The organism is Herbiconiux daphne (genome assembly GCF_024979295.1).
Taxonomy (GTDB): Bacteria; Actinomycetota; Actinomycetes; order Actinomycetales; family Microbacteriaceae; genus Herbiconiux; species Herbiconiux daphnes.
Genome location: NZ_JANLCJ010000003.1, coordinates 456,741 through 480,985 on the forward strand (window position 1 = coordinate 456,741; position 24,245 = coordinate 480,985).

At 69.8% G+C, this 24,245-nt stretch carries 25 protein-coding genes; 11 read left to right on the forward strand and 14 right to left on the reverse strand.

Annotation, left to right across the window (positions count from 1 at the left end; all coding sequences use genetic code 11):
• Positions 1-131: 131 nt before the first annotated feature.
• Entirely contained in the window at positions 132-1,115 is a 984-nt protein-coding gene (glpX, locus tag N1032_RS10845) for a class II fructose-bisphosphatase (protein ID WP_259539075.1), read from the reverse strand.
• 206 nt (positions 1,116-1,321) lie between these two features.
• Here glpX and fbaA point away from each other — a divergent pair, with 206 nt between their 5' ends.
• Positions 1,322-2,347 carry a class II fructose-bisphosphate aldolase gene (gene fbaA, locus N1032_RS10850; protein ID WP_259539076.1) on the forward strand — a complete coding sequence of 342 codons (1,026 nt, stop codon included), beginning with the start codon at positions 1,322-1,324 and terminating at the stop codon, positions 2,345-2,347.
• Positions 2,348-2,351: 4 nt separating this feature from the next.
• Entirely contained in the window at positions 2,352-3,017 is a 666-nt protein-coding gene (locus N1032_RS10855) for a DUF6264 family protein (protein WP_259539077.1), read from the forward strand.
• Between the two features lie 76 nt (positions 3,018-3,093).
• Here the strand turns inward: N1032_RS10855 and N1032_RS10860 are convergent, their stop codons facing one another.
• Positions 3,094-4,128: a 4-hydroxy-3-methylbut-2-enyl diphosphate reductase gene (locus N1032_RS10860; RefSeq protein WP_259539189.1), complete on the reverse strand. Its 1,035-nt coding sequence runs from the start codon at positions 4,126-4,128 to the stop codon at positions 3,094-3,096.
• Between the two features lie 80 nt (positions 4,129-4,208).
• Here N1032_RS10860 and xseA point away from each other — a divergent pair, with 80 nt between their 5' ends.
• The 5 genes from xseA to N1032_RS10885 all read left to right on the forward strand — a co-directional run bounded on the left by xseA (position 4,209) and on the right by N1032_RS10885 (position 8,589).
• On the forward strand, positions 4,209-5,453 hold the full coding sequence (gene xseA, locus N1032_RS10865; protein WP_259539078.1) for an exodeoxyribonuclease VII large subunit: 1,245 nt from the start codon (positions 4,209-4,211) through the stop codon (positions 5,451-5,453).
• A 9-nt stretch (positions 5,454-5,462) separates the two neighbouring features.
• Entirely contained in the window at positions 5,463-5,681 is a 219-nt protein-coding gene (locus N1032_RS10870; protein ID WP_259539079.1) for an exodeoxyribonuclease VII small subunit, read from the forward strand.
• Positions 5,682-5,690: 9 nt separating this feature from the next.
• Positions 5,691-6,377, forward strand: a complete 687-nt coding sequence (locus tag N1032_RS10875; protein WP_259539080.1) for a DUF4245 domain-containing protein — start codon at positions 5,691-5,693, stop codon at positions 6,375-6,377.
• Positions 6,377-7,051, forward strand: a complete 675-nt coding sequence (locus N1032_RS10880; protein ID WP_310795939.1) for a carbonic anhydrase — start codon at positions 6,377-6,379, stop codon at positions 7,049-7,051. Before N1032_RS10875 ends, N1032_RS10880 begins: the two co-directional genes overlap by 1 nt.
• A 68-nt stretch (positions 7,052-7,119) precedes the next feature.
• Positions 7,120-8,589 carry a class II fumarate hydratase gene (locus N1032_RS10885; protein ID WP_407933026.1) on the forward strand — a complete coding sequence of 490 codons (1,470 nt, stop codon included), beginning with the start codon at positions 7,120-7,122 and terminating at the stop codon, positions 8,587-8,589.
• 563 nt (positions 8,590-9,152) lie between these two features.
• Here N1032_RS10885 and N1032_RS10890 read toward each other — a convergent pair.
• Positions 9,153-9,776 (reverse strand): hypothetical protein, encoded by a 624-nt coding sequence (locus tag N1032_RS10890; protein ID WP_259539081.1) that lies wholly within the window; start codon positions 9,774-9,776, stop codon positions 9,153-9,155.
• A gap of 190 nt (positions 9,777-9,966) precedes the next feature.
• On the opposite strand from N1032_RS10890, the gene N1032_RS10895 reads away from it, so the two are divergent.
• The gene (locus tag N1032_RS10895) at positions 9,967-10,503 is read left to right on the forward strand and encodes a YML083C domain-containing protein (protein WP_259539082.1); all 537 of its coding nucleotides are present in this window, start codon (positions 9,967-9,969) and stop codon (positions 10,501-10,503) included.
• A gap of 163 nt (positions 10,504-10,666) precedes the next feature.
• Here the strand turns inward: N1032_RS10895 and N1032_RS10900 are convergent, their stop codons facing one another.
• The gene (locus N1032_RS10900; protein ID WP_259539083.1) at positions 10,667-12,037 is read right to left on the reverse strand and encodes a PhoH family protein; all 1,371 of its coding nucleotides are present in this window, start codon (positions 12,035-12,037) and stop codon (positions 10,667-10,669) included.
• Between the two features lie 215 nt (positions 12,038-12,252).
• The gene (locus tag N1032_RS10905; RefSeq protein WP_259539084.1) at positions 12,253-13,038 is read right to left on the reverse strand and encodes an isoprenyl transferase; all 786 of its coding nucleotides are present in this window, start codon (positions 13,036-13,038) and stop codon (positions 12,253-12,255) included.
• A 57-nt stretch (positions 13,039-13,095) separates the two neighbouring features.
• On the opposite strand from N1032_RS10905, the gene trhA reads away from it, so the two are divergent.
• Entirely contained in the window at positions 13,096-13,800 is a 705-nt protein-coding gene (trhA, locus tag N1032_RS10910; protein ID WP_259539085.1) for a PAQR family membrane homeostasis protein TrhA, read from the forward strand.
• Positions 13,801-13,866: 66 nt separating this feature from the next.
• Here trhA and N1032_RS10915 read toward each other — a convergent pair whose 3' ends face one another.
• The 3 genes from N1032_RS10915 to mca are packed head-to-tail and all read right to left on the reverse strand — an operon-like array spanning position 13,867 to position 16,306.
• Positions 13,867-15,060 (reverse strand): hypothetical protein, encoded by a 1,194-nt coding sequence (locus N1032_RS10915; RefSeq protein WP_259539086.1) that lies wholly within the window; start codon positions 15,058-15,060, stop codon positions 13,867-13,869.
• Positions 15,061-15,098: 38 nt separating this feature from the next.
• Positions 15,099-15,449, reverse strand: a complete 351-nt coding sequence (locus tag N1032_RS10920) for a hypothetical protein (protein ID WP_310795940.1) — start codon at positions 15,447-15,449, stop codon at positions 15,099-15,101.
• The gene (gene mca, locus N1032_RS10925) at positions 15,446-16,306 is read right to left on the reverse strand and encodes a mycothiol conjugate amidase Mca (protein WP_259539087.1); all 861 of its coding nucleotides are present in this window, start codon (positions 16,304-16,306) and stop codon (positions 15,446-15,448) included. The genes N1032_RS10920 and mca overlap by 4 nt, the downstream gene beginning before the upstream one ends.
• Before the next feature lie 96 nt (positions 16,307-16,402).
• Here mca and N1032_RS10930 point away from each other — a divergent pair, with 96 nt between their 5' ends.
• On the forward strand, positions 16,403-16,801 hold the full coding sequence (locus N1032_RS10930; protein ID WP_259539088.1) for a DUF4307 domain-containing protein: 399 nt from the start codon (positions 16,403-16,405) through the stop codon (positions 16,799-16,801).
• A 61-nt stretch (positions 16,802-16,862) separates the two neighbouring features.
• Positions 16,863-17,351, forward strand: coding sequence for a transcription elongation factor GreA (gene greA / locus N1032_RS10935; protein ID WP_259539089.1), 489 nt, complete (start codon positions 16,863-16,865; stop codon positions 17,349-17,351).
• A gap of 155 nt (positions 17,352-17,506) precedes the next feature.
• Here the strand turns inward: greA and ilvA are convergent, their stop codons facing one another.
• Genes ilvA through N1032_RS10965 form a run of 6 tightly spaced genes read right to left on the reverse strand, consistent with a single transcriptional unit; the run spans position 17,507 to position 24,044 of the window.
• Entirely contained in the window at positions 17,507-18,754 is a 1,248-nt protein-coding gene (ilvA, locus tag N1032_RS10940; protein WP_259539090.1) for a threonine ammonia-lyase, read from the reverse strand.
• Positions 18,744-19,916 carry an AI-2E family transporter gene (locus tag N1032_RS10945; RefSeq protein WP_259539091.1) on the reverse strand — a complete coding sequence of 391 codons (1,173 nt, stop codon included), beginning with the start codon at positions 19,914-19,916 and terminating at the stop codon, positions 18,744-18,746. The genes ilvA and N1032_RS10945 overlap by 11 nt, the downstream gene beginning before the upstream one ends.
• 43 nt (positions 19,917-19,959) lie before the next feature.
• A complete protein-coding gene (locus tag N1032_RS10950; protein ID WP_259539092.1) occupies positions 19,960-21,045 on the reverse strand; it encodes an ABC transporter ATP-binding protein in 1,086 nt (361 codons plus the stop codon).
• Entirely contained in the window at positions 21,042-21,950 is a 909-nt protein-coding gene (locus tag N1032_RS10955) for an ABC transporter permease (RefSeq protein ID WP_259539093.1), read from the reverse strand. Before N1032_RS10955 ends, N1032_RS10950 begins: the two co-directional genes overlap by 4 nt.
• Complete coding sequence (locus tag N1032_RS10960; protein WP_259539094.1) at positions 21,947-22,885, reverse strand: ABC transporter permease; 939 nt, start codon at positions 22,883-22,885, stop codon at positions 21,947-21,949. The genes N1032_RS10955 and N1032_RS10960 overlap by 4 nt, the downstream gene beginning before the upstream one ends.
• 19 nt (positions 22,886-22,904) lie before the next feature.
• Positions 22,905-24,044, reverse strand: coding sequence for an ABC transporter substrate-binding protein (locus N1032_RS10965; RefSeq protein ID WP_259539095.1), 1,140 nt, complete (start codon positions 24,042-24,044; stop codon positions 22,905-22,907).
• Positions 24,045-24,245 lie beyond the last annotated feature (201 nt).

Consider the following 24,245-nt stretch of genomic DNA (forward strand, 5'->3'; position numbering starts at 1 on the left):
TCGCCCTCACCATCCCACCACCATCGCCGACCGGCGGGGCGGGCGATTTTGTGTCTCAGCCGCCTTTGAGCTCCGCTCAACCCCTAGGCTGAGGCGCAAAATCGCCCGCCCCGCCGCTCAGCACACTCCCCCTACAACCACTTGGACACCAGATGATCCGCCTCGATGCGGCGGATCGTGCCCGAGTGCGACCGCAGCACGATCGACTCGGTGCGGATGATCGGTCCGAGCCGCTTGACGCCGGCGACCAGACCGCCGTCGGTCACGCCGGTCGCCACGAAGAACGTGTTGTCGCCCGACACGAGGTCGTCGGCGGTGAAGAGCTTGTCGATGTCGAGTCCGGCGTCGATGCCCTTCTGGCGCTCGTCGTCGTCTTTGGGCGCCAGCCGGGTCTGGATGAAGCCGCCGAGCGCCTTGATGGCGCACGCGGTGGCCACACCCTCGGGGCTGCCGCCGATGCCCACGCACATGTCGATGCGGGTGCCGTAGCGGGCCGCGTTGATGCCGCCCGCGACGTCGCCGTCCAGCAGCAGGCGGGTTCCGGCGCCGGTGGCCCGGATGTCCTCGATCAGCTGGGCGTGCCGCGGCCGGTCGAGCACGGCCACCCGGATGTCGCCGACATCCTTGCCCTTGGCCTTCGCCAGGGCACGGATGTTGTCGCCGATCGGGCGGTCGATGTCGATCACGCCGAAGCCGTCGGCATCCGTCACGATCTTGTTCATGTAGAACACGCTCGACGCGTCGAGCATGGTGCCGCGGTCGGAGGCGGCGAGCATCGAGATCGCGTTCTGGCGCCCCGCCGCGGTGAGTGACGTTCCGTCGATCGGGTCGACGGCGATGTCGCACGCCGGCCCGCGCCCGGTGCCCACGTGTTCGCCGTTGAACAGCATCGGGGCTTCGTCTTTCTCACCCTCGCCGATGACGATGACGCCGTCGAAGTCGACCGTGCCGAGGAAGGCCCGCATCGCGTCGACCGCGGCGCCGTCGGCGGCGTTCTTGTCGCCCTTGCCGATGAACGGCTGCGCCCGGATGGCGGCGGCCTCGGTGGCCCGCACGAGTTCGAGCGCGAGGTTCCTGTCGGGGTGTTCGTAGAGGGGGGCGCTGGCGGCGGTCATGGAACTGTTCCTTCCCGGATGGCGAGAACACGACGACACAGTCGTGCGGGCCAGGCGGCGAGGCCGTCCGTGGCGGTTTCCAGCCTATCGGGCGCATGCCGCCGCCGACCCGCCGATCCCCGCCGGTGCGGGTGCGGGCTGGCTAGACTCGCAGGTGACACGGCACAGGCCGGCGCGGCCAGCTCGCGCCCACCAAAGGAGATGACATGCCCATTGCAACCCCCGACCAGTATGCAGAGATGCTCGACAAGGCGAAGGCCGGCGGATTCGCCTACCCCGCTGTGAACGTCTCCTCGTCGCAGACGCTCAACGCCGTTCTGCAGGGACTGACCGAGGCGGGCTCCGACGGCATCATCCAGGTCACCACCGGCGGCGCCGACTACTTCGCCGGCCAGACCGTCAAGGCGCGCGCCACCGGCGCCCTCGCGTTCGCCGCGTTCGCCCACGAGGTGGCGAAGAGCTACCCGATCACGGTCGCTCTGCACACCGACCACTGCCCCGAGCCGGCTCTGGCCGACTTCGTGCTGCCGCTCATCGCCGCCTCCGCAGAAGAGGTCAAGGCCGGCCGCAACCCCATCTTCCAGTCGCACATGTGGGACGGCTCGGCCATCCCGCTCGGCGACAACCTGCGCATCGCCGAAGACATGCTGAAGCGCACCAAGGCCATCAACGCCATCCTCGAGGTCGAGATCGGCGTCGTCGGCGGCGAAGAAGACGGCGTCAGCCACGACATCAACGAGCACCTCTACACGACGCTGGATGACGCCATCCAGACCGTCGAGGCACTCGGCCTGGGCGAGAACGGCCGCTACATGGCCGCGCTCACCTTCGGCAACGTGCACGGCGTCTACAAGCCCGGAAACGTAAAGCTGAAGCCCGAGCTGCTGAAGCAGATCCAAGACGGTCTCGAGGCCAAGTTCGGCACCGGCCCGAAGCCTCTCGACCTCGTCTTCCACGGCGGGTCGGGCTCGACCGACGCCGAGATCGCCGAAGCGGTCGCCAACGGCGTCATCAAGATGAACATCGACACCGACACCCAGTACGCCTTCACCCGCTCGATCGCCGGCACCATGTTCACCAACTACGACGGTGTGCTGAAGGTCGACGGCGAGGTCGGCAACAAGAAGATCTACGACCCGCGCGCCTGGGGCAAGATCGCCGAGACCGCCATGGCCAAGCGCGTGGTCGAGGCCACGCAGCAGCTCGGCTCGGCCGGCCACACCGGCCAGTGACCAGATGAGCGACGAGCGACCGAAGCCCAAGTACGGCGAGCTGGCCCCCGAAGGGTGGGTGTGGCAGCCGCCGAAACCCCCGACGGATGACGCCGACGCCACCGACGGGGGTCAGGCGCCCGGAGCCTCGCCGCACGCCGGCCCGTCGGGCCGGTTCGGCGAGGCCTCCGCGCCCGGGCAGGCGCCGCGACCCGTCGGGCGGCCGGCGCCCACGCGGCAGCCGGCATCCGGAGCTCTGACACCGAAGCCGGGCCCGACGCCCGCCACCCTGCCCGACGGCAGCCCGAAGCCCGTGAACGTCGGCGATCTCGTGGCGACCGTCATCCTGCTCGTGATCGGCTTCATCGCCACCGCCAACTCGGTGTCGGGGCTGCTCAGCCTGTCGACGATCATCCAGCAGGTGCTCGACATGCAGGGCGTCGACGTCGCCTACACGGCCACGGCCGCCGCCGGGGTGCTCGGCTCCATCGGATCGGTCGGCCTGGTGCTGCTCTACGGCGCCGCGGTGTGGTTGTCGGTGCGGGCGATCCGCTTGCGGCGGCTGGCGTTCTTCATTCCGCTCGCGATCGCGGTGCTCAGCTTCATGCTGCTGTTCTTCGTGCTGATTTTGGCGTTCTTCGCCGACGGGGCGGTCGTCAACGCGATGTTCGACGCGACGCCGGCACCCTGAGTCGGCACGGCGCCTGAGCCCTGAGCCCTGAGCCGATCGAGTGCCGGCGCCCTGAGCCGGCAGGCGCAACGTGCGCTCAGGCGCTGTGGCGTCCGCCGAGCGCCCGGGCGTCTTTCTTGCCCGAGGTGTCGCGGCGCAGCTCTTTCGGCAGCGAGAACACGAGGTCTTCTTCGGCGGTCTGCACGGTCTCGATGTCGCCGTAGCCGGCACCGGCGAGGTCGTCGAGCAGCTCCTGCACGAGCACCTCGGGAACGGATGCCCCGGAGGTCACGCCGACCGTCTCGACACCGTCGAGCCACTCCTGCTTCACCTCGTGGGCGTAGTCGACCCGGTAGGCGGCCTTGGCGCCGTATTCGAGGGCGACCTCGACGAGTCGCACCGAGTTCGAGGAGTTCGCCGAGCCGACCACGATCACGAGGTCGGCGTTCTGGGCCACCTTCTTGATGGCGACCTGGCGGTTCTGGGTGGCGTAGCAGATGTCGTCGGAGGGCGGGTCTTGCAGGTTCGGGAACTTCTCGCGCAGGCGGCGCACCGTCTCCATCGTCTCGTCGACCGAGAGCGTGGTCTGCGAGAGCCAGACGACCTTGTCGGGGTCTTTCACCTCGATGTCGGCGACGGCCTCGGGGCTGCCGACGAGCGTGATGTGCTCGGGCGCCTCCCCGGCCGTGCCCTCGACCTCTTCGTGGCCCTCGTGGCCGATGAGCAGGATCTCGAAGTCGTCGCGGGCGAAGCGCACGGCCTCGCGGTGCACCTTCGTGACGAGCGGGCAGGTGGCGTCGATGGCGAGAAGGCCGCGGTCGGCCGCGCCCTGCACGACGGCCGGCGAGACGCCGTGCGCCGAGAACACCAGGTGCGAGCCCTCGGGAACCTCGTCGATCTCGTCGACGAAGATGGCCCCGCGCTTCTCGAGCGTGGTGACGACGTGCACGTTGTGCACGATCTGCTTGCGCACGTAGACGGGCGCACCGTAGTGCTCCAGCGCCTTCTCCACCGCGACGACGGCGCGATCCACTCCTGCACAGTAGCCCCGTGGGGCAGCGAGCAGTACACGCTTGTGACCGGTCACCGGGTTATCCTTTAGCCTGTTCCGTGTGCCGGGAATCCTCGGCATCGGCAGGCTGATGGTCGCATTGCTCACCCCTTGAGTCTACGTCGATCGAACTGTGCAAAGCCTTACGGAGAAACACCCCCATGACCGAAGCTCCCGCGCCCGTGTCCGGGCCGCCCACCGCCGACAATCCGTGGCCGGTCGGCGAGCTGGCCCAGAAGATCCGCGGCTACATCGAGCGCCTCGGCACGGCGTGGGTCGAGGGCGAGATCACGCAGTGGGGCGTGTCGGGCGGCAACGTCTACGGCAAGCTGAAAGACCTCGACGACGACGCCACGATCAGCTTCACCATCTGGTCGTCGGTCAAGGCGCGCATCCCGGCCGACCTGAAGCAGGGCGATCGCGTGATCGCGCTCATCAAGCCCAACTACTGGGTGCGCGGCGGCTCGCTCACCATGCAGGTGTTCGAGATGCGGCACGTCGGGCTCGGCGACCTGCTCGAGCGCCTCGAGCGGCTGCGCGCGCAGCTGGCGGCGGAGGGCCTCTTCGACGAGTCGCGCAAGAAGCCGCTGCCGTTCCTGCCCGGCGGAGTCGGCCTCGTGACGGGCAAAGACAGCGACGCCGAGAAAGACGTGCTGCGCAACGCGCAGTTGCGCTGGCCGTCGGTGCGGTTCCGGGTCGTGCACGCCACGGTGCAGGGTGAGCGCACCGCGCGCGAGGTGGTCGCCGCCATCGAGCTGCTCGACGCCGACCCCGGCATCGACGTCATCATCGTCGCGCGCGGCGGCGGCGACTTCCAGAACCTGCTCGGCTTCAGCGACGAAGCGGTCGTGCGGGCGGCGGCGGCCGCCACCACTCCCATCGTGAGCGCCATCGGTCACGAGGCCGACCGTCCGCTGCTCGACTCCGTGGCCGATCTGCGAGCGTCGACGCCGACGGATGCCGCGAAGCGCGTGGTGCCCGACGTCACCGAAGAACTGAACCGGGTCGACCAGGCGCGCACGCGCATCCGGAGCCGCGTGTCGTCGAAGGTGTCGCTGGAGGTCGATCGCATCGAGCAGATCCGCAGCCGGCCCGCGCTCGCCGCCCCGGGCTGGATCATCGACTCCCGCTCCGAAGACCTCACCCGGTTCGTCGCCCGCGGCGAAGAACTGGTCTCGCGTGTGATCGAGCGCGAGGGCAACACGGTGCGCGAACTCGCCGGGCACCTGCGCGCACTCTCACCGCAGCGCACCCTCGACCGCGGGTACTCGATCGTGCAGCAGGCCGGGTCGGGTCACATCGTGCGCAGCGCCGCGGATGCCCCACGCGGCACGGCCGTCGTGGTCACCGTGGCCGACGGCGCTCTCGACGCCGTCTCGAACGGCCCGCACAGCGAAGATCGGTAGGATCGAGACATGGCATCCTCGCCCCCTTCCGACGTTCAGGCACTCAGCTACGAAGAGGCTCGCGACGAACTCATCCGGGTCGTCGGCGAGCTCGAGCAGGGCTCGGCCACGCTCGAGCAGTCGCTGTCGCTGTGGGAGCGCGGCGAGGCCCTCGCCTCGCGCTGCGAGGAGTGGCTGCTCGGCGCCAAGGAGCGCCTCGATGCCGCGCGCAAATCGGTGAGCGAGTGAACGCGGGCCATGGCCAAGAGCGCTGAACCGCGGGTCGTCGCCGAGCTCGGCCGCCCCGAGACCCCCGAAGAGACGGCTGCCCGCAAGGCGGAGCAGTCCCGCCTCTACCGCGACCGAAAGACCCTGCGCAACCTGCTCTACGCGCTGCTCGTGTGTGTCGCCCTGGTGGCGGCGATCATCTTCATCGTGCCGCGCAACGACTCGTCGATGCTGCAGGATGTCGACTACCGCCAGGTCGCCGCGAGCGCCCAGTCGTCGATGCCCGTGCCACTGGCGGTTCCCGACCTGCCCGAAGGCTGGTCGTCGAACGCCGCCGAGCTGCGAACGGCCACCACCGACGACGTGACGTCGTGGTACATCGGGCTGATCTCGCCCGAGAAGGAGTACGTCGGTGTGACGCAGGCACTCGACGCGAACCCCAGCTGGGTGTCGCAGCAGGTGGCCGAGGGCATCCCGTCGGGCGCCACCGACATCGACGGTGTGCGCTGGACCATCTATGACAACCGTTCCGGCGCCTCGGGCAACGACGACGTGGGCAACGTGGAATACGCGCTCACGACCGAGGCGGGGCGGTCGACCTACATCGTGTTCGGCACCGCAGAGGCCGGCGAGATCGAGGCCGTCGCCGCGTCGCTGAGCCAGAACGTGCTCGCGCAGGGCGACATCCCGGCGACCGGCGACAGCGGAGGAGAGTGATGAGCGATCAGGTGATCGACGAGGCGGGCGCGGCCGGCGAGCCGACGACGCCGGCGCGGGTGTGGGCCACGATGCTGCGCGGTAACGAGCGATTCATCGCCGGCACACCCAAGCACCCCCGGCAAGACGTCGAGACCCGGGCCGAGCTCGCGCACCTGCAGACGCCGCGGGCCGCCCTGTTCGGCTGCAGCGACTCGCGGCTGGCCGCCGAGATCATCTTCGACCTCGGCCTCGGCGACCTCTTCGTGGTGCGGAACGCCGGTCAGGTCATCTCCGACTCCGTCATCGGCAGCCTCGAATACGCCGTCGAGGTGCTGGGCGTCGCCCTGATCGTGGTGCTCGGCCACGACGAGTGCGGGGCCGTGCGGGCCGCGATCGATTCGCAGCTGCCGGATGCCGCGCCTCTGCCCGGTCACATCCGCACCCTGGTGCAGCGCATCGTTCCGGCCATCGCCGAGGTGGCGGCCGAGCGCGCCGACGACGGTTCGCTGCTCTCGGCACCGGATGCCGGTGCCGTCGGCCGCGCCCACCTGCGCGACACCGTCGGGCAGCTGCTCGAGTCGTCGGAGATCATCACCGCCGCCGTCGCGGAGGGTAGATTGGCTGTTGTCGGAGCGAACTACCGGCTCGCCGAAGGCAGGGCCGTCGCCGACATCGCCATCGGCGAGATCTGACTCACCAAACCAGCTCACCGGACTGGCTCACCGAACCGACTCACTGAACTGACTCACCGAACACAACCATGAGAATCGCCGCTGCCACTGCGCCGTCGGCAGAACGAAAGGACGACCACGAAGTGGTGGAGAACGCCCCCGAGATCGAATACCGCATCGAGCACGACACGATGGGCGAGGTCAAGGTGCCCGCGTCGGCGCTCTACGGCGCTCAGACCCAGCGCGCGGTCGAGAACTTCCCCGTGTCGGGCGATGTGCTCGAGCCCGCACAGATCGCCGCACTGGCGCGCATCAAGAAGGCCGCGGCCCTCGCGAACGCGCAGCTCGGCGTGCTGGATGCCGGCATCGCCGACGCCATCGCCGCGGCGGCCGATCGCGTGATCGCGGGCGAGTTCGCCACCGACTTCCCGATCGACGTCTACCAGACCGGCAGCGGCACCTCGTCGAACATGAACATGAACGAGGTGCTCTCCTCGCTCGCGACCGAGTCGCTCGGCTCCAAGGTGCACCCCAACGACCACGTCAACGCGTCGCAGTCGTCGAACGACGTCTTCCCGACCTCGGTGCACGTGGCCGTGACGAGTGCGCTCATCCACGACCTGATCCCGTCGCTCGAGCACCTCGCCGAGGCCCTCGAGGCCAAGGCGTCGCTCTGGGCCAACGCGGTGAAGTCGGGCCGCACCCACCTGATGGATGCCACGCCCGTCACCCTCGGGCAGGAGTTCGGCGGCTACGCGATGCAGGTGCGTCTCGGCATCGAGCGCATCCAGTCGGCCCTGCCGCGCGTCGCCGAGGTTCCGCTCGGCGGCACCGCCGTCGGCACCGGCATCAACACCCCTGCCGGGTTCCCGCAGCTGGTCATCCAGCTGCTCGCCGACGAGACCGGCCTGCCGATCACCGAGGCCCGCGACCACTTCGAGGCGCAGGGCGCCCGCGATTCGCTGGTCGAGGCATCCGGAGCCCTCCGCGTGCTGGCCGTGTCGCTCACCAAGATCTGCAACGACCTGCGCTGGATGGGTTCGGGCCCGAACACGGGCATCGGCGAACTGCACATCCCCGACCTGCAGCCTGGATCGTCGATCATGCCCGGCAAGGTCAACCCGGTCATCCCCGAGGCGGTGCTCATGGTCTGCTCGCGGGTGATCGGCAACGACGCCTCGATCGCGTGGTCGGGCGCCTCCGGAGCCTTCGAGCTGAACGTCGCCATCCCCGTGATGGGCACCGCGCTGCTCGAGTCGATCCGCCTGCTGTCGAACTCGGCTGTGCTGCTGGCCGACAAGACCGTCGACGGCCTCGAGGCCAACCTCGACCGCGCTCGCGCCCTGGCCGAGTCGTCGCCGTCGATCGTCACCCCGCTCAACCGCATCATCGGCTACGAGGCGGCGGCGAAGATCGCCAAGCACTCCGTCGCCAAGGGTGTCACCGTGCGCGAGGCCGTCATCGACCTCGGCTTCGTCGACCGCGGCGAGGTCACCCTCGAGCAACTCGACGCGGCCCTCGACGTGCTCTCGATGACCCGTCCGCCCCGGGCGAAGTAGCCCGCGGGCCGCCCGCGGCCGCGGGTCTGGCGGGCGCCGCGGCCACGCGGCAGCCCGCCGCCCTCGGGAGGCCAGTCCTCCCTCAGGAGGCCAGTTCGGCCTCCCGATCTGGGCGTGCAGGCGGCACGGCCTCCCGAACGCGCGCCGACCCGCCTGCCATCCGCGGACCACACCCCACCACCGCCACCCCTCGGGAAGCCAAACAGTTCCTTGGGAGGCCGATTCGGCCTCCCAATCTGGGTATTCGGGCGGCACGGCCTCCCGAACCCACGCCCACCCGCCATCCGCGGGCCAGACACCACCACCGCCACCCCTCGGGAGGCCGATAGCCCCTTGGGAGGCCGGCGCGGCCTCCCAATCTGGGCATGCAGGCGGCACGGCCTCCCGAACCCGCGCCTCCCGAACCCGAGTGCGACCGCCGGCCCTCCGCGGACAACACACCACCCCACCATCCCTCGGGAGGCCGATAGCCCCTCGGGAGGCCGATGAGGCCTTCCGAACTGGGCATGCGGGCGGCATGGCCTCCCGAACCCGCGCCCGCCGCCATCCGCGGACTGCCTGCGTCAGGCGTGGGGTAGGAGGGTGGATGCCATTGCCGACCAGAAGCCGCCTAGGAGGGCGGGGCCGAGGGGCAGGCGGTGGCCGAGCACTCGCGCGCTCGGGGCGCGTGACCAGCAGATGATTGCCGCCGCGGTCTGTGCGGCGGTGAGGACGCCCGTCGCCAGCGCCACCTGGGGCAGGAGGCGGGGGTCGGATGCCGCCGCCAGTCCGACGAGCAAGGTGGCGAGTTTCACGTCGCCCATGCCGATCGCTCCGGCGGCACCGGCCATGGCGAGAGCGATGACGATCACGCCGGCCTCGAGCGTTGGACCCAGGCCGGCACTGGCGGGTGCCGCTCCGGCGTCGAGCGCCGAACGCGCGTCGGCAGAGCCGAACGCCGCCGCTGCCAGCGCCGAGGTCGCGGCGCGGCCGAATGCCGAAGCGGCCTTCGAGGGCGGGGCGACGATGCCGCGAGCGAGGTGCTCGGCGGTGAGACCGATGAGCGACCAGGCGAGCAGCACCAGCCCCGGCACCACGAGCGCGTTGGGGAGGCGGAGCGTGCGGGCATCCGTCACCGCCAGGGGCACGGTGATCGCGGCGAGGTAGGCCAGGGGCACGGCCGTCCACGGGATCGTCGACGAGAACATGGTTCGACGCTAGAGAGGTCGAGGCGCCAAGACTGCGGGCGGACGGAACTGGTGCATGAATCGCTGTGACGGGGCGATTGTGGAGTAGTGGCGTCGAACCGCGTTCACCGACGGGGAGTGGTGCGGACGCGCCGGGCACGGTAGGCAGGAGCATGTGCCGCTGCACGACACCGAACCGAAGGGATCATCCGTGACGCAGACACCCGCAGAGCAACCCCCGGGAGCCGCACCGCGACCTGCCGATCAGACGGCACCGCGGCATCCGGGCTATGGACCGACCACTCCCACCTACCCGGCAACGGGCGGCCAGGTGCCACATCCCGGTTACGGGCCGAACCCCGGTTCTGGACCGAATCCCGGGTATGCACCCGGGACCGCAACCGCTCCCCCGCCGCTCATCCCGCGGCCCACGCGCAACACGCTCGGGCTGGCATCGCTCATCGTCGGGGCGATCGGACCGGTGCTCGGCCTTCTGTTCTTGCTGATTCAGGCGGCCCTGATCGGTAGCGGCGAGACTCAGGCGATCGGCGCCGCCGGCGCGGTGAACGGAGTGCTCAGCGGTCTCGTCGCCGCGGCCGCGCTCGTTCTCGGCCTCATCGCGCTCAGCCGGCGGGGCGCATCGAAGACGCTGGCTGCCGCCGGCATCGCCCTCGGCGCGGCCGGCCTCGTGGGGGTGTTCGGCGCGGTCCTGTACGGGCTCGTCGTCAACCTGCTCTACGCCTACTGACCCGCTCGAGAAGTCATTTCTGGGCCGAAGAGGTGCCTTTTTGGGCCGAAAAGTGACTTCTCGCGGGGGTGGAGTGGGGCGCGGAGGTGGAGTGGGGCGCGGGAGGGCACGGGACGCGCGGGGTCGAGTGATGGGTGGGGGTGCACGCACCCCCACCCACCCCCTACGCGAGCTCGTTCGACTCGAGCATCTCGGTGACGAGGGCGGCGATCGCCGAGCGCTCCGAGCGCGTCAACGTGATGTGCCCGAAGAGCGAGTGCCCCTTCAGCGTCTCGATCACCGACGCGACGCCGTCGTGCCTGCCCACCCGCAGGTTGTCGCGCTGCGCCACGTCGTGGGTCAGCACCACCCGCGAGTTCTGGCCGATGCGCGAGAGCACGGTGAGCAGCACGTTGCGCTCGAGCGACTGCGCCTCGTCGACGATCACGAAGGCGTCGTGCAGCGAACGACCCCGGATGTGCGTCAACGGCAGCACCTCGAGGATGCCGCGATCGATCACCTCGTCGAGCACGTTCTGCGATACCAGCGAGCCGAGCGTGTCGAACACGGCCTGTGCCCACGGGTTCATCTTCTCCGCGGCGTCACCCGGCAGGAAGCCGAGCTCCTGCCCGCCCACCGCGTACAGCGGCCGGAACACCATGATCTTCTTGTGCTGCTGCTTCTCGAGCACTGCTTCGAGACCGGCGCACAGGGCCAGAGCGGACTTCCCCGTACCGGCTCGACCCCCCAGCGACACGATTCCGACCTCGGGGTCGAGCAGCATGTCGATCGCGATGCGCTGCTCCGCCGAGCGGCCGTGCAGACCGAACACGTCGCGGTCGCCACGCACGAGCTGGAACGCGTCGCGCCCGGTGACCCGGCCGAGGGCCGAGCCGCGATCGGAGTGGATGACGAGGCCGGTGTTGATCGGCATGTCGCGCACGAGCGGCGTGCTGAGCCGCTCGTCGTCGTAGAGCTTCGACATCTCGGTCGACCCCAGCGTGATGTCGTCGAGACCGGTCCAGCCGGAGTCGACGGCGAGCTCGGCCCGGTATTCCTCGGCCGCGAGGCCGATCGACGCGGCCTTCACGCGCAACGGCAGATCTTTCGACACCACGGTGACGGCGAGCCCGTCGTTGGCGAGGTTCTGGGCCACGGCGAGGATGCGGGTGTCGTTGTCGCCGAGTTGGAGCCCCGACGGCAGCACCGAGGTGTTGGAGTGGTTGAGCTCGACGCGCAGCGAACCGCCCTCGGTGCCGACGGCGATCGGAAAATCGAGCCGTTCGTGCTGGATGCGCAGCTCGTCGAGGTTGCGCAGCGCCTGGCGGGCGAAGTAGCCGATCTCGGGGTCGTTGCGTTTGGACTCGAGTTCGGTGATGACGATCACCGGCAGAACGACGGCGTGCTCGGCGAACCGGAAGATGGCCTTCGGATCAGACAGAAGAACCGAGGTGTCCAACACGTAGGTCACCTCGGTCGTCGATGTCGAGTCAGCAGTCTGGGTGGTGCTTCGTGCATCCTTTCCGGTGTTCGTCCCGCTGGGCTTCTGAGTCATGGGCTCGGCCACATCCACTCCAACCCCGAGCGCGCGGCGCTCGGTCAGTAGGCGATCAGGCCACAGTCAGAGTGTCGAAACGTACTTATGTGGCCGTCTCGATCAGGCGCCATGCCTGATGAGACCGAACCTACGTCTGTTGGCGGATGCGTGGGTTACGACACGCGACGGATCAGATTAACTCTGTGTTACACGCGTGTAATTCCGGCAGCGGCTCAGCTGCCGAACCGCCGCTGGCGCCGCGAGTAGTCGCGCAGCGCGCGCAGGAAGTCGACCTCGCGCACATCCGGCCCCAGCGCCTCCATGAAGTAGAACTCGCTGTGCGCGCTCTGCCAGAGCATGAAGTCGGAGAGGCGCTGCTCGCCTGAGGTGCGGATGACCAGGTCGGGGTCGGGCTGGCCGCCCGTGTAGAGGTGCTCGGCGATGATGTCCTGGTCGATGGCCGCCTCGAGCTCGTCGAGCCCGTGGCCGAGCGCCTTGTGCTTCTGGATGATGCTGCGCACGGCGTCTTCGATCTCGGAGCGGCCGCCGTAGCCGATGGCGAGGTTGACGTGCAGCCCCTTGTGGTCGGCGGTGCGGGCTTCGGCGCCGTCGAGCGCCGCGATGAGCGGCTCGGGCAGGCCGGCATCCGTTCCCACGTGCTTCACCCGCCAGTCGCGGAACCGCGAGATGTCGTCGGCGAGGTCGGCGATGATCTCGATCAGCTCGGTGAGCTCTTCGCCCGACCGGTTCTTCAGGTTGTCGGTCGACAGCAGGTAGAGGGTCACCACCTCGATGCCGAGGTCGTCGCACCACACCAGGAACTCCCGGATCTTCGCGGCCCCGGCCCGGTGCCCGTGCGCCGCCGTGCCGAGCGACCGCTGCCGGGCCCAGCGCCGGTTGCCGTCGAGGATCATGGCCACGTGCTTCGGCAGCACCGAACCGTCGAGGTGCTTGCGGATACGCCGCTGGTAGAGACGGTAGAGCAGGCCTTTCCCGACCTTCTGCTGGCGATTCGGCACACCGATACGCTACTCGCTCACAGCGGGCGGCGGATGCCATACGCGTAGTCTGAGCACATGCCCGAGCCCGAACTGCCGAACATCCCGCTGTTGGAGGACGAGCTCGATCACCCGCCGGCCGAGCTGAAACCCACCTGGCGCGGCTGGATCCACGCCGGCACGTTCCCGTTCACCATCGCGATGGGAATCGTGCTCATCAGCCTCGCGCAGGGCGCGCCGGCGAAGTGGGCGAGCGCGGTGTTCATGCTCACCTCGATGCTGCTCTTCGGCAACTCGGCGCTCTATCACCGCTTCAACTGGAAGCCGGAGACGAAGCTGCTGCTGAAGCGCATCGACCACGCCAACATCTTCCTGCTGATCGCCGGCACCTACACGCCGATCGCGGTGCTCGCCCTCCCGCCCGAGAAGGGCGTGCTGTTGCTCAGCCTGGTCTGGGCCGGCGCGCTGCTCGGCATCGGCTTCCGGGTGTTCTGGATCGGCGCCCCGCGGTGGCTCTACGTCGTGCTCTACCTGGCGCTCGGCTGGGCGGCCGTGATGTATCTCGTCGACATCTTCGCGGCCAACCCGGCGTCTTTGATCCTCGTCATCGTCGGTGGCCTCGCCTACACGCTCGGCGCGCTCGCCTACGGCTTCAAGCGGCCGAACCCGTTCCCCGGCCGGTTCGGGTTCCACGAGATCTTCCACACGCTCACCGTGGTGGCGTTCCTCTGCCACTGGACCGCGATCCTGCTGCTCGCGATCGACCCGCCGTTCAACGGCTGACCGAGCCGGCCGGGCATCCGAGCCGGACGCGCACCGAGCCGGCCGCGCACCCCGCCCGGCGCGCTCTCACCCGGCCGCCTGCACGTTCGCGACCAGCTGCGCCGCCAGCTGCGGCAGCAGGGCGGCCAGCTCGACCGGCACCTTGACGTCGAACCAGGCGTTGTCGACCAGCACCGCCACGTGGTCACCGGAATCCGACACGTAGGCCGTGCCCGGGTAGCCGCTCGTCCGCAGCCACTGCGACCCGCCGCCCGCCACCGAGTCGGAGATGTAGCCGGCCCCGCCCGGCAGCACCATCGCCGTGATGCTCGCACCGCCGCCTGACCAGCCGCAGCCGTAGCCGCCGACCTGGCGGTTGCTGCGGAACGTCGCGATGCGGAACTCGCCCTCGTACTCCCGGAACACGCGCATCGCCGGGTCGCCCGTGATCGCCACGAGCTGGTCGGTCGTGAGCAAGCCGTCGCATCCGGATGCGCCGACGAGATTCGCGCCCTGGGGCTGCCACAGCGGCCCCGGCGGCCCGGCCGCGACGACCGCATCGGCCACCGCGCCGAAGAGCGCCCGCGTGGCCGACACCGTCTCGTCGGAGATGGTCTGCGATGCCGGCACCACGCCCACCTGCACCCCGTAGTTGGCGACGTGGTCGATGAGGGCGCAGACAGGCACCTCCGTGCCGGTCTGGCAGAGCTCGCGCGAGTCGTCGCCGAAGCCCGGGATGGGCGGTGACGCTCCGAAGTCGACTCCCCCGGCGACGTCGAAGTAGTCTTCGTCGGTGACGTCGGGCACGATGATGGCGAACGCCCGGGGCGCGATGCCACCAGCCGGGGTCGTGGCGCTCGCGACGACCCAGGTGCAGGTGAGCGAACCGGTTCTGAGGTCGGAGTAGGCCAGCGGATTCGACGCCCGGGGCGACCCCGACCCCACCACCGGCGCACCGACCAGTTGCTGGGCGGTCACCGACGACAGCACCGCGGGGCAGGTGAGCGGCACGCGCACGGGCGCGACGACCGGTGCCGCCGTCGGGGTCGGCGTGGGAGTGGCCGTGGCTGTCGGCGTCGGGGTGGGCGTCGGAGCGGCGGATGTCGTCGCCGGGGCACTGGCAGACGGCGACCCGCCCGTGAGAACCAGCCCGGCCACAGTGGCACCGACCGCGACGATCGCGACGGCGACCACGATCCCCACGATCAGGCGGGTGCGGCGGCCCGTTCGCGGCCGGCCGCCTTCGGGCGATCGACCGGCGGCGCTGTCAGTTGTTCCCATGCCCCCATTGTGGTCTGTGGGGCGGGTGCCCGGAGGCCCTACTTCGGGGCGCGACCCGAACCGGCCGGGCCGCCCTCGCCGCCCGCACGCGAGTCACCCGCGGCACGCGAGTCGCCCGCACCGGGAGCCGCGGCATCCGGCCCCGCGTCATCTCGCGCCGCGACCTCGGCCGCCAGCTCCTGCTGCACCTGCGCCCGATAGTTCACGCGCCGCACCCGCCGCACCATGTCGATGACGAGCAGCACCGTGACCACCGCGATCAGGAACGTGACGATGAACCCCACGACTCCCGGGGTGACGGTGTCGGGGTCGGGCGTCACCTCGTCGGCGGCGAGGGATGCCGCGGAGACCGCACCGGCGATGGCGAACATGACCACACCGCCGGTCATTCCGAGTCCTCGACGCCGTCGAAGAGGTCGGTCTCGGGTGTGGTGGCGGCCGGCACCCGCGAGTCGACGAGCTGGAAGTCTTCATAGGGCCACGCGCGCAGCTGCAGGTCGTTGGGCCAGAAGAAGAACGGATGATCCGGCGCCACCTGGCTGGCATGCGCCCGCAGCGCGGTGTCGCGCACGTCGAAGAACGGCCCGGCCGGGATGCGCACGGTCTCGTAGGAGGGCCGCTCCTTCATGCGCTCGCGCATCTCGGTGAGGTCTTTGAGGAAGGGATGGTCGGGCTGCTCCACCGAGAGCAACTCGTAGACCGCCTCGAACCGCTCGGGGTTCATGATGCGGTCGTAGTAGAGCTTGGAGATCGACCACGCCGGCCCGGCATCCGGATAGGCGGCGGCGTCGGCCGCGGCCTGGTAGGCGAGCGCCGAGATCTCGTGGCAGCGGATGTGGTCGGCGTGCGGGTAGCCCCCGTTCTCGTCATAGGTGATGAGCACGTGCGGCCGGTATTCGCGGATGAGCTTCACCAGCGGAGCCGCCGCCGTGGCGACCGGGATCGTGCCGAACGAGTTGACGGGCAGCGGGTCGACCGAGCCCGGCTCCTGGTAGCCGGAGTCGACGTAGCCGAGCCACCGGTGCTCGAAGCCGACGGCCGCCTGCGCCGCGGTCATCTCGACGCGCCGCAGCCCCGCCATGTCGCGCTCGGCCCAGATGCGCGGCTCGAGGCCCTCGTTGAGCACCGAACCGCGTTCGCCGCCGGTGCAGCTGACCACCATGACGTCGACCCCGCGGTCGAGATAATAGGCGTAGGTCGCCGCGCCCTTGCTCGACTCGTCGTCGGGGTGAGCGTGCACGGCCATGAGTCGCAGTGTCAGCGGTCTCAACTCCTCGCGAATAGCAATTAGCCTGGTAACGGCCACCTCAAGACTAATTGCTTTACCCCGGGAGAAAACCTCGTGAGCACCGACGAGCTGCAGCGCCGCTACGGCCGCACCCCGGCCCGCCGGTTGCGCAGCCGGCTGATCGCCTGGGTCACGGAAGCGGCCGTGGCCGTGGTGGTGATCGTGTGGGTGGTCTGGGCCGGCCTCGACGGCACGTCGGCCACCATCGGCAAGCAGGACACGGCCCACACCGTCATCGACGCCCGCAGCGTCGAGGTGGAGTTCGACGTCACCATCCCCCGCGGCGACACCGCGAGCTGCTCGCTGCAGGCCCTCAACGACACCTTCGCCATCGTCGGCTGGAAGATCATCGACCTGCCCGCGTCAGACCAGGCGACGAGGTCGTTCCGGGAGGTCGTGCGCACCAGCGAGCGGGCCTCGACGGGTTTGATTTACAACTGCTGGCTCACATAGTCTTTCTTGATCGTCCGGGCCGTGTCGGCTCGGGCGTATCCGCGCTCGAGGGAGATTTCCGATGGCAGAAGACACTCACGTCACCTGGCTCACCCAGGAAGCCTACGACCGGCTGACCAACGAGCTCGAGGAGCTCAGCGGCCCGGCCCGCATCGAGATCGCGAAGCGCATCGAGATGGCGCGCGAAGAGGGCGACCTCAAAGAGAACGGCGGCTACCACGCCGCGAAAGACGAGCAGGGCAAGATCGAGGCACGCATCCGTCAACTCACGCAGCTGCTGCGCACCGCCCAGGTCGGCGCCACCCCCGAGAGCCACGGCGTCGTGGAGCCCGGAGTCGTCGTGACCGCCCTCGTGGCGGGCGGCGAGGAGCGCTTCCTGCTCGGCAGCCGCGAGATCGCGGGCAACGCCGACCTCGACGTCTACAGCGAGCAGAGCCCGCTCGGCACCGCCATCCTCGGCCTCAAGGTGGGCGAGAAGACCACCTACACCGCGCCCAACGGCCGCGACATCACGGTCGAGGTCACCGGCGTCGAGACCTTCGCCGGCTGACCCTACCGGCCCCGCCCGACCAGCACTCGCCCACCCCGCGCCACCCTCCCCACGCCATTACCCAACCGCGAGTGGTCACTTTTGGCGGCAAAACCGGCGTTTTGGCGCCGAAAGTGACCACTCGCGCAGGGGGGCTGGGGCGCGGGAGGGCGCGGCTACTGCTCGACGCGCAGCTCGAAGCCCGCGTCGCGCAGCTTCGCGATCACGAGGTCGCGGTGGTCGGGCCCGCGCGTCTCGATGTGCAGCTCGAGCTCGACCTGGCTGATCTGCAAGCCCTTGCCGTGCCGGGTGTGCTGCACCTCGACCACGTTGGCGTTCGCCTCGGCGACCAGCTCGGCGGTGCGAGCGAGCTGCCCCGGGCGGTCGGGCAGCATGATGCGCAGCTTGAGGTAGCGATCGGATGCCGCGAGCCCGTGACTGATCACGCGCTGCATGAGCAGCGGATCGATGTTGCCGCCCGACAGCACCACGACCGTCTTGCCGGTGCCGCGCACCAGACCGGCGAGGATGGCGGCGACCCCCACGGCTCCGGCCGGCTCGACGACCTGCTTGGCGCGCTCGAGCAGCACCAGCAGCGCGCGGGCGGTGTCGGCCTCGGAGACCGTGACCACCTCGTCGACGAGCTGACTGATGATCTCGAAGTTCAGGATGCCGGGCTTGGACACGTGGATGCCGTCGGCGATCGTGGGCGTCGTCGTGATCTCGACCGGCTCCCCCGCGGCGAGCGAGGGCGGGTAGGCGGCGGCGTTGGCGGCCTGCACTCCGATGATGCGCACCGAGCGGCCCTCGAGCGCGGCCCGTTGCTTGACCGCGCTGGCGACACCCGAGATGAGACCGCCGCCACCGATGGGGATGACGATGGTGTCGGCATCCGGAACCTGATCGAGCAGCTCGAGACCGAGGGTGCCCTGCCCCATCACGACGTCGATGTGGTCGAACGGCGGGATGACCGTGGCCCCCGTGGCGTGGGCGAACTCGGCGGCGGCGCGCAGGGCCTCCTCGACCGAGTGGCCGCGCAGGATGACGTCGGCGCCATAGCTGCGGGTGGCCTGCAGCTTCGGCAGAGGCACGCCGATGGGCATGAAGATGGTGGCCTTGATGCCCAGCTCGCGCGCCGCGAAGGCGACTCCCTGGGCGTGGTTGCCGGCCGAGGCCGCCACGACACCGGCCGCCTTCTCGGCGTCGCTGAGGCTCGAGATGCGGTTGTAGGCGCCGCGGATCTTGTAGGAGCCGGTGCGCTGCAGGTTCTCGCACTTGAGGTAGACCTCCGAGCCGAGCAGCTCGGTGAGGTAGCGCGAGGTCTGCATCGGCGTCACTTGCGCGACGGTCGCGACGCGCACGCGCGCGCTCTCGATGTCGGCCAGCAGGGGGCCGGCGAACGTGGTGTCGGACTCAGACTTCAAGACGAGGTTCCTCACGGGTAGAGCGCCAGGTGCCCCCGGCGATGTAGTTGACCATGACGTTCAGGGTGGCGACGACGGGAACGGCGAAGAACGCCCCGGCGATGCCGGCCACCATCGATCCGCCGGCCACGGCCAGCACGACGGCCAGCGGATGCACCTTCACGGCCGTTCCCATCACCAGCGGCTGCAGGATGTGGCCTTCGATCTGCTGCACGAGCAGCACGATGCCGAGCATGATGAGGGCGATGACGGGGCCGTTGTAGACGAGCGCGATGAACACGGCCACCGCGCCCGTGACCACGGCGCCGATGATCGGGATGAACGAGCCCAGGAACACCAGCACCGCGATGGGGATGGCGAGCGGCACCTGCAGGATGGCCGCGCCGACGCCGATGCCGATCGCGTCGATCGACGCGACGAGGATCTGCACCTTCACGAACGACTGGAGGGTGGCCCAGCCGGTCTTGCCCGCGCCATCCGTGGCCGCCCGCGCCCGGCGGGGGAAGAGCCGCACGAGCCAGGCCCAGATGCGGGCCCCGTCGATGAGGATGAAGAGCGTGGTGAACAGGGTGAGCAGCACGCCGGTGAGCACGTGCCCCACGCTCGAGCCCACCGCGGCGGCGCCGGAGATGAGCGCCGCGCTGTCTTGCTGCACGGCCGTCCAGATGTCGGAGACGTAGTTGTTGAAGTCGGTCTCCGACACCTGCAGCGGCGAGTCGGCGAGGAAGGTCTTGAGGTCGCTGTACGACGTCATCGTCTGCTGCCGCAGGTCGTCGAAGCCCGACGTGACCTGCGTCACGACGAGGAAGATGAGGCCGGCGACCACCACGATGGTGCCGAGCTCGGCCGTGGCGATGGCCGCCCACTTCGGCCAGCGGTGGCGCACCAGGAAGTTCTTGAACGGCACCAGCAGCGCCGAGAGCACCACGGCCAGCAGGATCGGGATGATCAACAGCCGCAGCTGGATGATGAGGAATACCAGTACGCCCAGCACGCCGAGCACCACCAGAAGGCGCCACGACCAGGCCGCCGCGACGCGCATGCCGGCGGCGACCGACTCGTCGGCCGACCGGCCGGAACCCCGCCCGCGCAGGTCGTCGGGAGCCAGCACGGTCTTGCGGCGCTTCAATCCGCGCCTGGGCGTCGGCTCCGAGTCTGACATGAGCCAAGTCTAGGAGCGCTTGTATGCGCCCGCCCGCATGTGCCTAAGACTCCCAGCCCTTCGCCGTCACCGGAGCCGGATCGAACTCGATGTGCAGCCGCTCGTCGGGCGTCGGCACGAAGCCGGCCGGGTGCTGCACCGAGATGACGGTGCCGTCGTCGAGTGCCACGGCGGTGCGGCGGTAGGAGCCCAGAAAGCTCGTGGAGACGACCTCGACCGGCACCCCCTGGGCGGCGAAGCGGATATCTTCGGGCCGCACGAACACGATGACGTCGCCGTCGGGCGTGGCGGGGTCGATGAGCGGCAGCCGCACGCCGCAGAGCTCGGCGGAACCCGAGCTCGCCACCGCGCGCAGCCGGTTGCTGAGGCCCACGAACTCGGCCACGAACGGCGTCTTCGCCCGCGAGTAGAGCTCTTCGGGCGACCCGATCTGCTCGATGTTGCCGGCGCGCATCACGGCCACCCGGTCGGCGACCGCGAGGGCCTCCTCCTGGTCGTGGGTGACGAAGAGCGTGGTGATGCCGAAGTCCTGCTGGATGCGCCGGATCTCGTCGCGCAGCTGCACCCGCACCCGGGCGTCGAGCGCCGAGAGCGGTTCGTCGAGCAAGAGCACGCGCGGCTCGGTGACGAGCGCGCGGGCGAGGGCCACCCGCTGCTGCTGCCCGCCGGAGAGCTCGTGGGCGTAGCGCCCGCCGAACCCGCCGAGGCCCACCATCTCGAGGGCGTCACCCGCACGCAGCCGGCGCTCGTCGCCCGCGACCTTGCGCATCCGGAGCCCGAATTCGACGTTGGCGAGCACGGTCATGTGCGGAAAGAGCGAGTACGACTGAAAGACCATGCCGATGTCGCGGCGCCGTGCGGGCAGGCCCGAGACGTCTTTGTCGTCGATGAGCACGGTGCCGCTCGTGGCGCCTTCGAGTCCGGCGAGCACTCGCAGGGCGGTGGTCTTGCCGCATCCGCTCGGGCCGAGCAGGGCCACGAACTCCCCCGGCTCGATCACGAGGTCGATGCCGTCGAGACCCCGGATGCCGCCGGCGAACTCCTTGACGATGGAGCGCAGTTCGACGCGGGAGCCCGGCTGCCGCGCCTCGGCGGGCGCTTCTGGGTCGCGCGTGATCGAGAGGGTCATGCGGTGGCCTTCTTCCGTGACGGTTTCGAGGTGCGGGGTGCCCCGCCGATGCGCCCGATGGCGATGAGCAGCACGAAGGCGAAGACGAGCGCGAGCAGGGCGAAGATGATGGCGATGAACGGGTCGGCCTTGCTCACGACCACGAGTGCGGTCTGCAGGTTCACCCGGTTGAGCAGCGCCGCGATGGTGTATTCGCCGAGCACCACGGCGACCGAGATGAACGAGGCGGCGAGCAGCCCGCGACGGATGTTGGGCACCACCACCCGGAACAGGATGGTGAGCCAGCCGGCGCCGAGCGAGCGCGCCGCCTCGCTCAGGGTGACCACGTCGACGGCGACCAGGTTGGTCTGGATCGACCGGTAGGCATACGGCAGCACGATCACCCCGTAGGCGAACGCGAGCGTCCACACGCCGCTGCCGAACATGCGGGCGACCACCGAGTAGACGGGGGCGAGGCCCACGACCAGCACGATCGCGGGGATCGTGATCGGCAGCAGGCAGACGAACTCGAGCACCCGCTGCAGCTGCGGGAACCGGATGCGCACGAGCACCATGGTGGGAACGAGCAGCACGAGCATCACCACGACCGTGACGACCGCGAGCAGCAGCGAGTTGCCGAGGCCGGTGAAGATCGGCTTGTTCTCGGCCGCGCTCAGGCCGCCGGTGAAGACTGCGATCCAGCGGCTGACGTCGTAGCCGCCGCCGAGGCCCTTGCGCAGGGTGAACTCGACCATCGCGGCGATCGGCACGAGGAACAGCAGGCCCAGGATGCCGACGATGATCCAGCGGGTGCGGCGGCTGGGGCCGGGGTGCACGTCGTCGATGGGTCGGGTGGGGCGGGCGGTGTCGGTGCGGGCGGTGTGCGTGCCGGCGGTGTCGGTGCGGGCGGTCTCGGTGCGGGTCATCGCTGCCACCTCGCCGCGCGGCGCATCAGGAGCGAGTAGAGCGACATCACGACGATCATCACCACGATCATGCCGAGGGCGAGCGAGCCGGCGAGGTTCTGCTGGCCGAGCACGGTCTCGCTCGTGAGGGCGCCGCGAATCTGCAGCGGCACGATCTGCGAACCCTGGCTGGTGAGCGCGGCCGCGGTGGCGAACGACGAGAACGCGTTGGCGAACAGCAGCAGCAGGCAGCCGAAGAACGACGGCAGCAGCACGGGCACGCCGACGTGCCGCCAATAGCTGAGGGTGCCGCCGCCGAGCATCGCGGTCGCCTCGGCCCACTGCGGTTTCAGGCTCTCGAGCGCGGGCGAGAACGTGATGATCATGAGCGGCACCTGAAAGTAGATGTAGGGCAGGATGAGCCCCGGGGTGTCGTAGAGCCAGACGCCGTCGGCGAAGATGTCGATGCCGAAGGTGTTCTTGAGGAACACGGTGATCATGCCCTGGATGCCGATGGTCGCGACGAACGCGAACGCGAGCATGACACCGCCGAACTGGGCCAGCACACCGCTCGCGGCATCCACCACCGACCGCAGCGCACCGGTGGGCTTCGCGCCGATCAGGGCGTAGCAGAACACCGCTCCGACGAGGGCTCCGATCACCGCGGTGAGGGCCGAGAGCCAGAGCGAGTTGCCGAACGTGGTGAGAACGACCGGGTTGCCGAGGGCGGCGAGGTACGAGAGCGTGAACGCCCCGTCGCCGTCGAAGAAGCCCGTCACCAGGGCGATGACGGTCGGCAGGCCGAGGAAGAGCACGATGTAGGCGGTGAACGGCACGAGGCCGAGCACGCTGCCGCTCGCGAGGGTTCTCAGACGTTGCGTGGCGGCGCCCCGGGGGAGGTCGTCTCTCCCCCGGGGCGCCACTGGAGCGACCGGGGAGGTGATCGTGTCAGTCATCGGTCGTCATGGAGGGTGGTTACTGAACCGCTGCGGCCCAGTTGATGCCGAGCAGCGCGGAGGCGGCTTCGGCCTGGTCGGCGTCGGGAACGACGGTGTCGCCGTCGACGGCCGGGAGGGCCGAGAACAGCTCGTCGTCGATCGTGCCGGCCGCGGCCATCGCGTCGGCGCGCACCGGGCGGGCGCCGCCGGCGAGCCAGAGGTTCTGGGCGTCGTCGCTGTAGAGGAACTCCTGCCACAGGCGGGCGGCCGCGGGGTGCGGCGCGCTCACGTTGATGGCCTGGTTGTAGTAGCCGGCGTAGCCGTCACCGGGAAGGATGGTGACCTCCCAGTTGCGCTGGCCCTCGAGGTCTTTGCCGTAGCCGACGTTGAGGTAGTCCCAGTCGAAGACGACGGGGGTCTCGCCCGACGCGATGGTGGCGGGGGTCGGGTCGATCTTCACGAAGTTGCCGGCCTTGTTGAGCTCGGAGAAGAAGTCGATGCCGGGCTGGAAGTCGTCGACCGATCCGCCGTTCTGCACCGCAGCCATGCCGACCGCGGCGAAGGCCGCTCCGGCCTGCGTCGGGTCGCCGTTGATGGCGACCTTGCCTTTGAAGTCGGCGCCGAGCAGGTCGTCGAGGCTCGTGGGCTCGGGAACCGCGTCGGGGTCGTAGCCGATGGCCATGTAGCCGCCGTAGTCGCCGACCCAGAGGCCGGACTGCTCTTTGAGCGCATCCGGGATGTCGTCCCACGTCGCCACCTGGTAGGGCGCGAACTGGTCGGTGTTGGCGAGCGCGACCGCGGCGCCGACGTCGAACACGTCGGGAGCGGTGTCCTGCGCCTCGAGGTTCTGAGCGGCCTGGATCTCCTCGGCGCTCGAGGCGTCGGGGGTGGCCTCGTTGATGGTGATCTCGGGGTACTTCTCGGCGAAGGCGTCGAGGACGGCGCCGTAGTTGGCCCAGTCGCGCGGCAGGGCGATGACGTTGAGCGCCCCTTCGGCCTTCGCCGCGTCTTCGAGGCCCGACAGGCCGCCGAACGCGTCGAGGTTGGTGGCGGTGGCCGCGTCGGCCCCGCTGTCGGTGCCGCCCGACGCCGAGGCGTCGCTCGAGCAGCCGGTGAGGCCGAGGGCGAGGGCAGCGGCGACGGCGATGCCGGCGGTCGCGATGCGCTTCGTGAACAAGATGGGTCCTCCAGTGTGTGAGCCTCGGGCCGCCCGCGCTGTGTCACGGGCTGTTCTCCGCCGGGAAGGCTGACCTCAGCAGAGTAGGTTCGTCAGACGGCGGGTCAGGGTCGGCGCTGTGAACCGCGGATGAACGACGGATGACGCCGCCGAACGCGTCGGTCGCCCCCGTTGTCGGCACCGCTCGATAGGGTCGTTACC

Coding starts and splice junctions, on each gene's coding strand:
- N1032_RS10915 (WP_259539086.1), bottom strand. CDS start 15,060: ATGGGAACAACTGACAGCGCCGCCGGTCGATCGCCCGAAGGCGGCCGG.
- N1032_RS10950 (WP_259539092.1), bottom strand. CDS start 21,045: ATGACCCTCTCGATCACGCGCGACCCAGAAGCGCCCGCCGAGGCGCGG.
- greA (WP_259539089.1), top strand. CDS start 16,863: ATGGCAGAAGACACTCACGTCACCTGGCTCACCCAGGAAGCCTACGAC.
- N1032_RS10955 (WP_259539093.1), bottom strand. CDS start 21,950: ATGACCCGCACCGAGACCGCCCGCACCGACACCGCCGGCACGCACACC.
- N1032_RS10890 (WP_259539081.1), bottom strand. CDS start 9,776: ATGTTCTCGTCGACGATCCCGTGGACGGCCGTGCCCCTGGCCTACCTC.
- N1032_RS10920 (WP_310795940.1), bottom strand. CDS start 15,449: ATGACCGGCGGTGTGGTCATGTTCGCCATCGCCGGTGCGGTCTCCGCG.
- N1032_RS10880 (WP_310795939.1), top strand. CDS start 6,377: ATGAGCGATCAGGTGATCGACGAGGCGGGCGCGGCCGGCGAGCCGACG.
- N1032_RS10960 (WP_259539094.1), bottom strand. CDS start 22,885: ATGACTGACACGATCACCTCCCCGGTCGCTCCAGTGGCGCCCCGGGGG.
- glpX (WP_259539075.1), bottom strand. CDS start 1,115: ATGACCGCCGCCAGCGCCCCCCTCTACGAACACCCCGACAGGAACCTC.
- fbaA (WP_259539076.1), top strand. CDS start 1,322: ATGCCCATTGCAACCCCCGACCAGTATGCAGAGATGCTCGACAAGGCG.
- trhA (WP_259539085.1), top strand. CDS start 13,096: ATGCCCGAGCCCGAACTGCCGAACATCCCGCTGTTGGAGGACGAGCTC.
- xseA (WP_259539078.1), top strand. CDS start 4,209: ATGACCGAAGCTCCCGCGCCCGTGTCCGGGCCGCCCACCGCCGACAAT.
- N1032_RS10875 (WP_259539080.1), top strand. CDS start 5,691: ATGGCCAAGAGCGCTGAACCGCGGGTCGTCGCCGAGCTCGGCCGCCCC.
- N1032_RS10885 (WP_407933026.1), top strand. CDS start 7,120: ATGAGAATCGCCGCTGCCACTGCGCCGTCGGCAGAACGAAAGGACGAC.
- N1032_RS10860 (WP_259539189.1), bottom strand. CDS start 4,128: ATGCCGAGGATTCCCGGCACACGGAACAGGCTAAAGGATAACCCGGTG.
- N1032_RS10855 (WP_259539077.1), top strand. CDS start 2,352: ATGAGCGACGAGCGACCGAAGCCCAAGTACGGCGAGCTGGCCCCCGAA.
- N1032_RS10900 (WP_259539083.1), bottom strand. CDS start 12,037: ATGACTCAGAAGCCCAGCGGGACGAACACCGGAAAGGATGCACGAAGC.
- N1032_RS10870 (WP_259539079.1), top strand. CDS start 5,463: ATGGCATCCTCGCCCCCTTCCGACGTTCAGGCACTCAGCTACGAAGAG.
- mca (WP_259539087.1), bottom strand. CDS start 16,306: ATGGCCGTGCACGCTCACCCCGACGACGAGTCGAGCAAGGGCGCGGCG.
- N1032_RS10945 (WP_259539091.1), bottom strand. CDS start 19,916: ATGTCAGACTCGGAGCCGACGCCCAGGCGCGGATTGAAGCGCCGCAAG.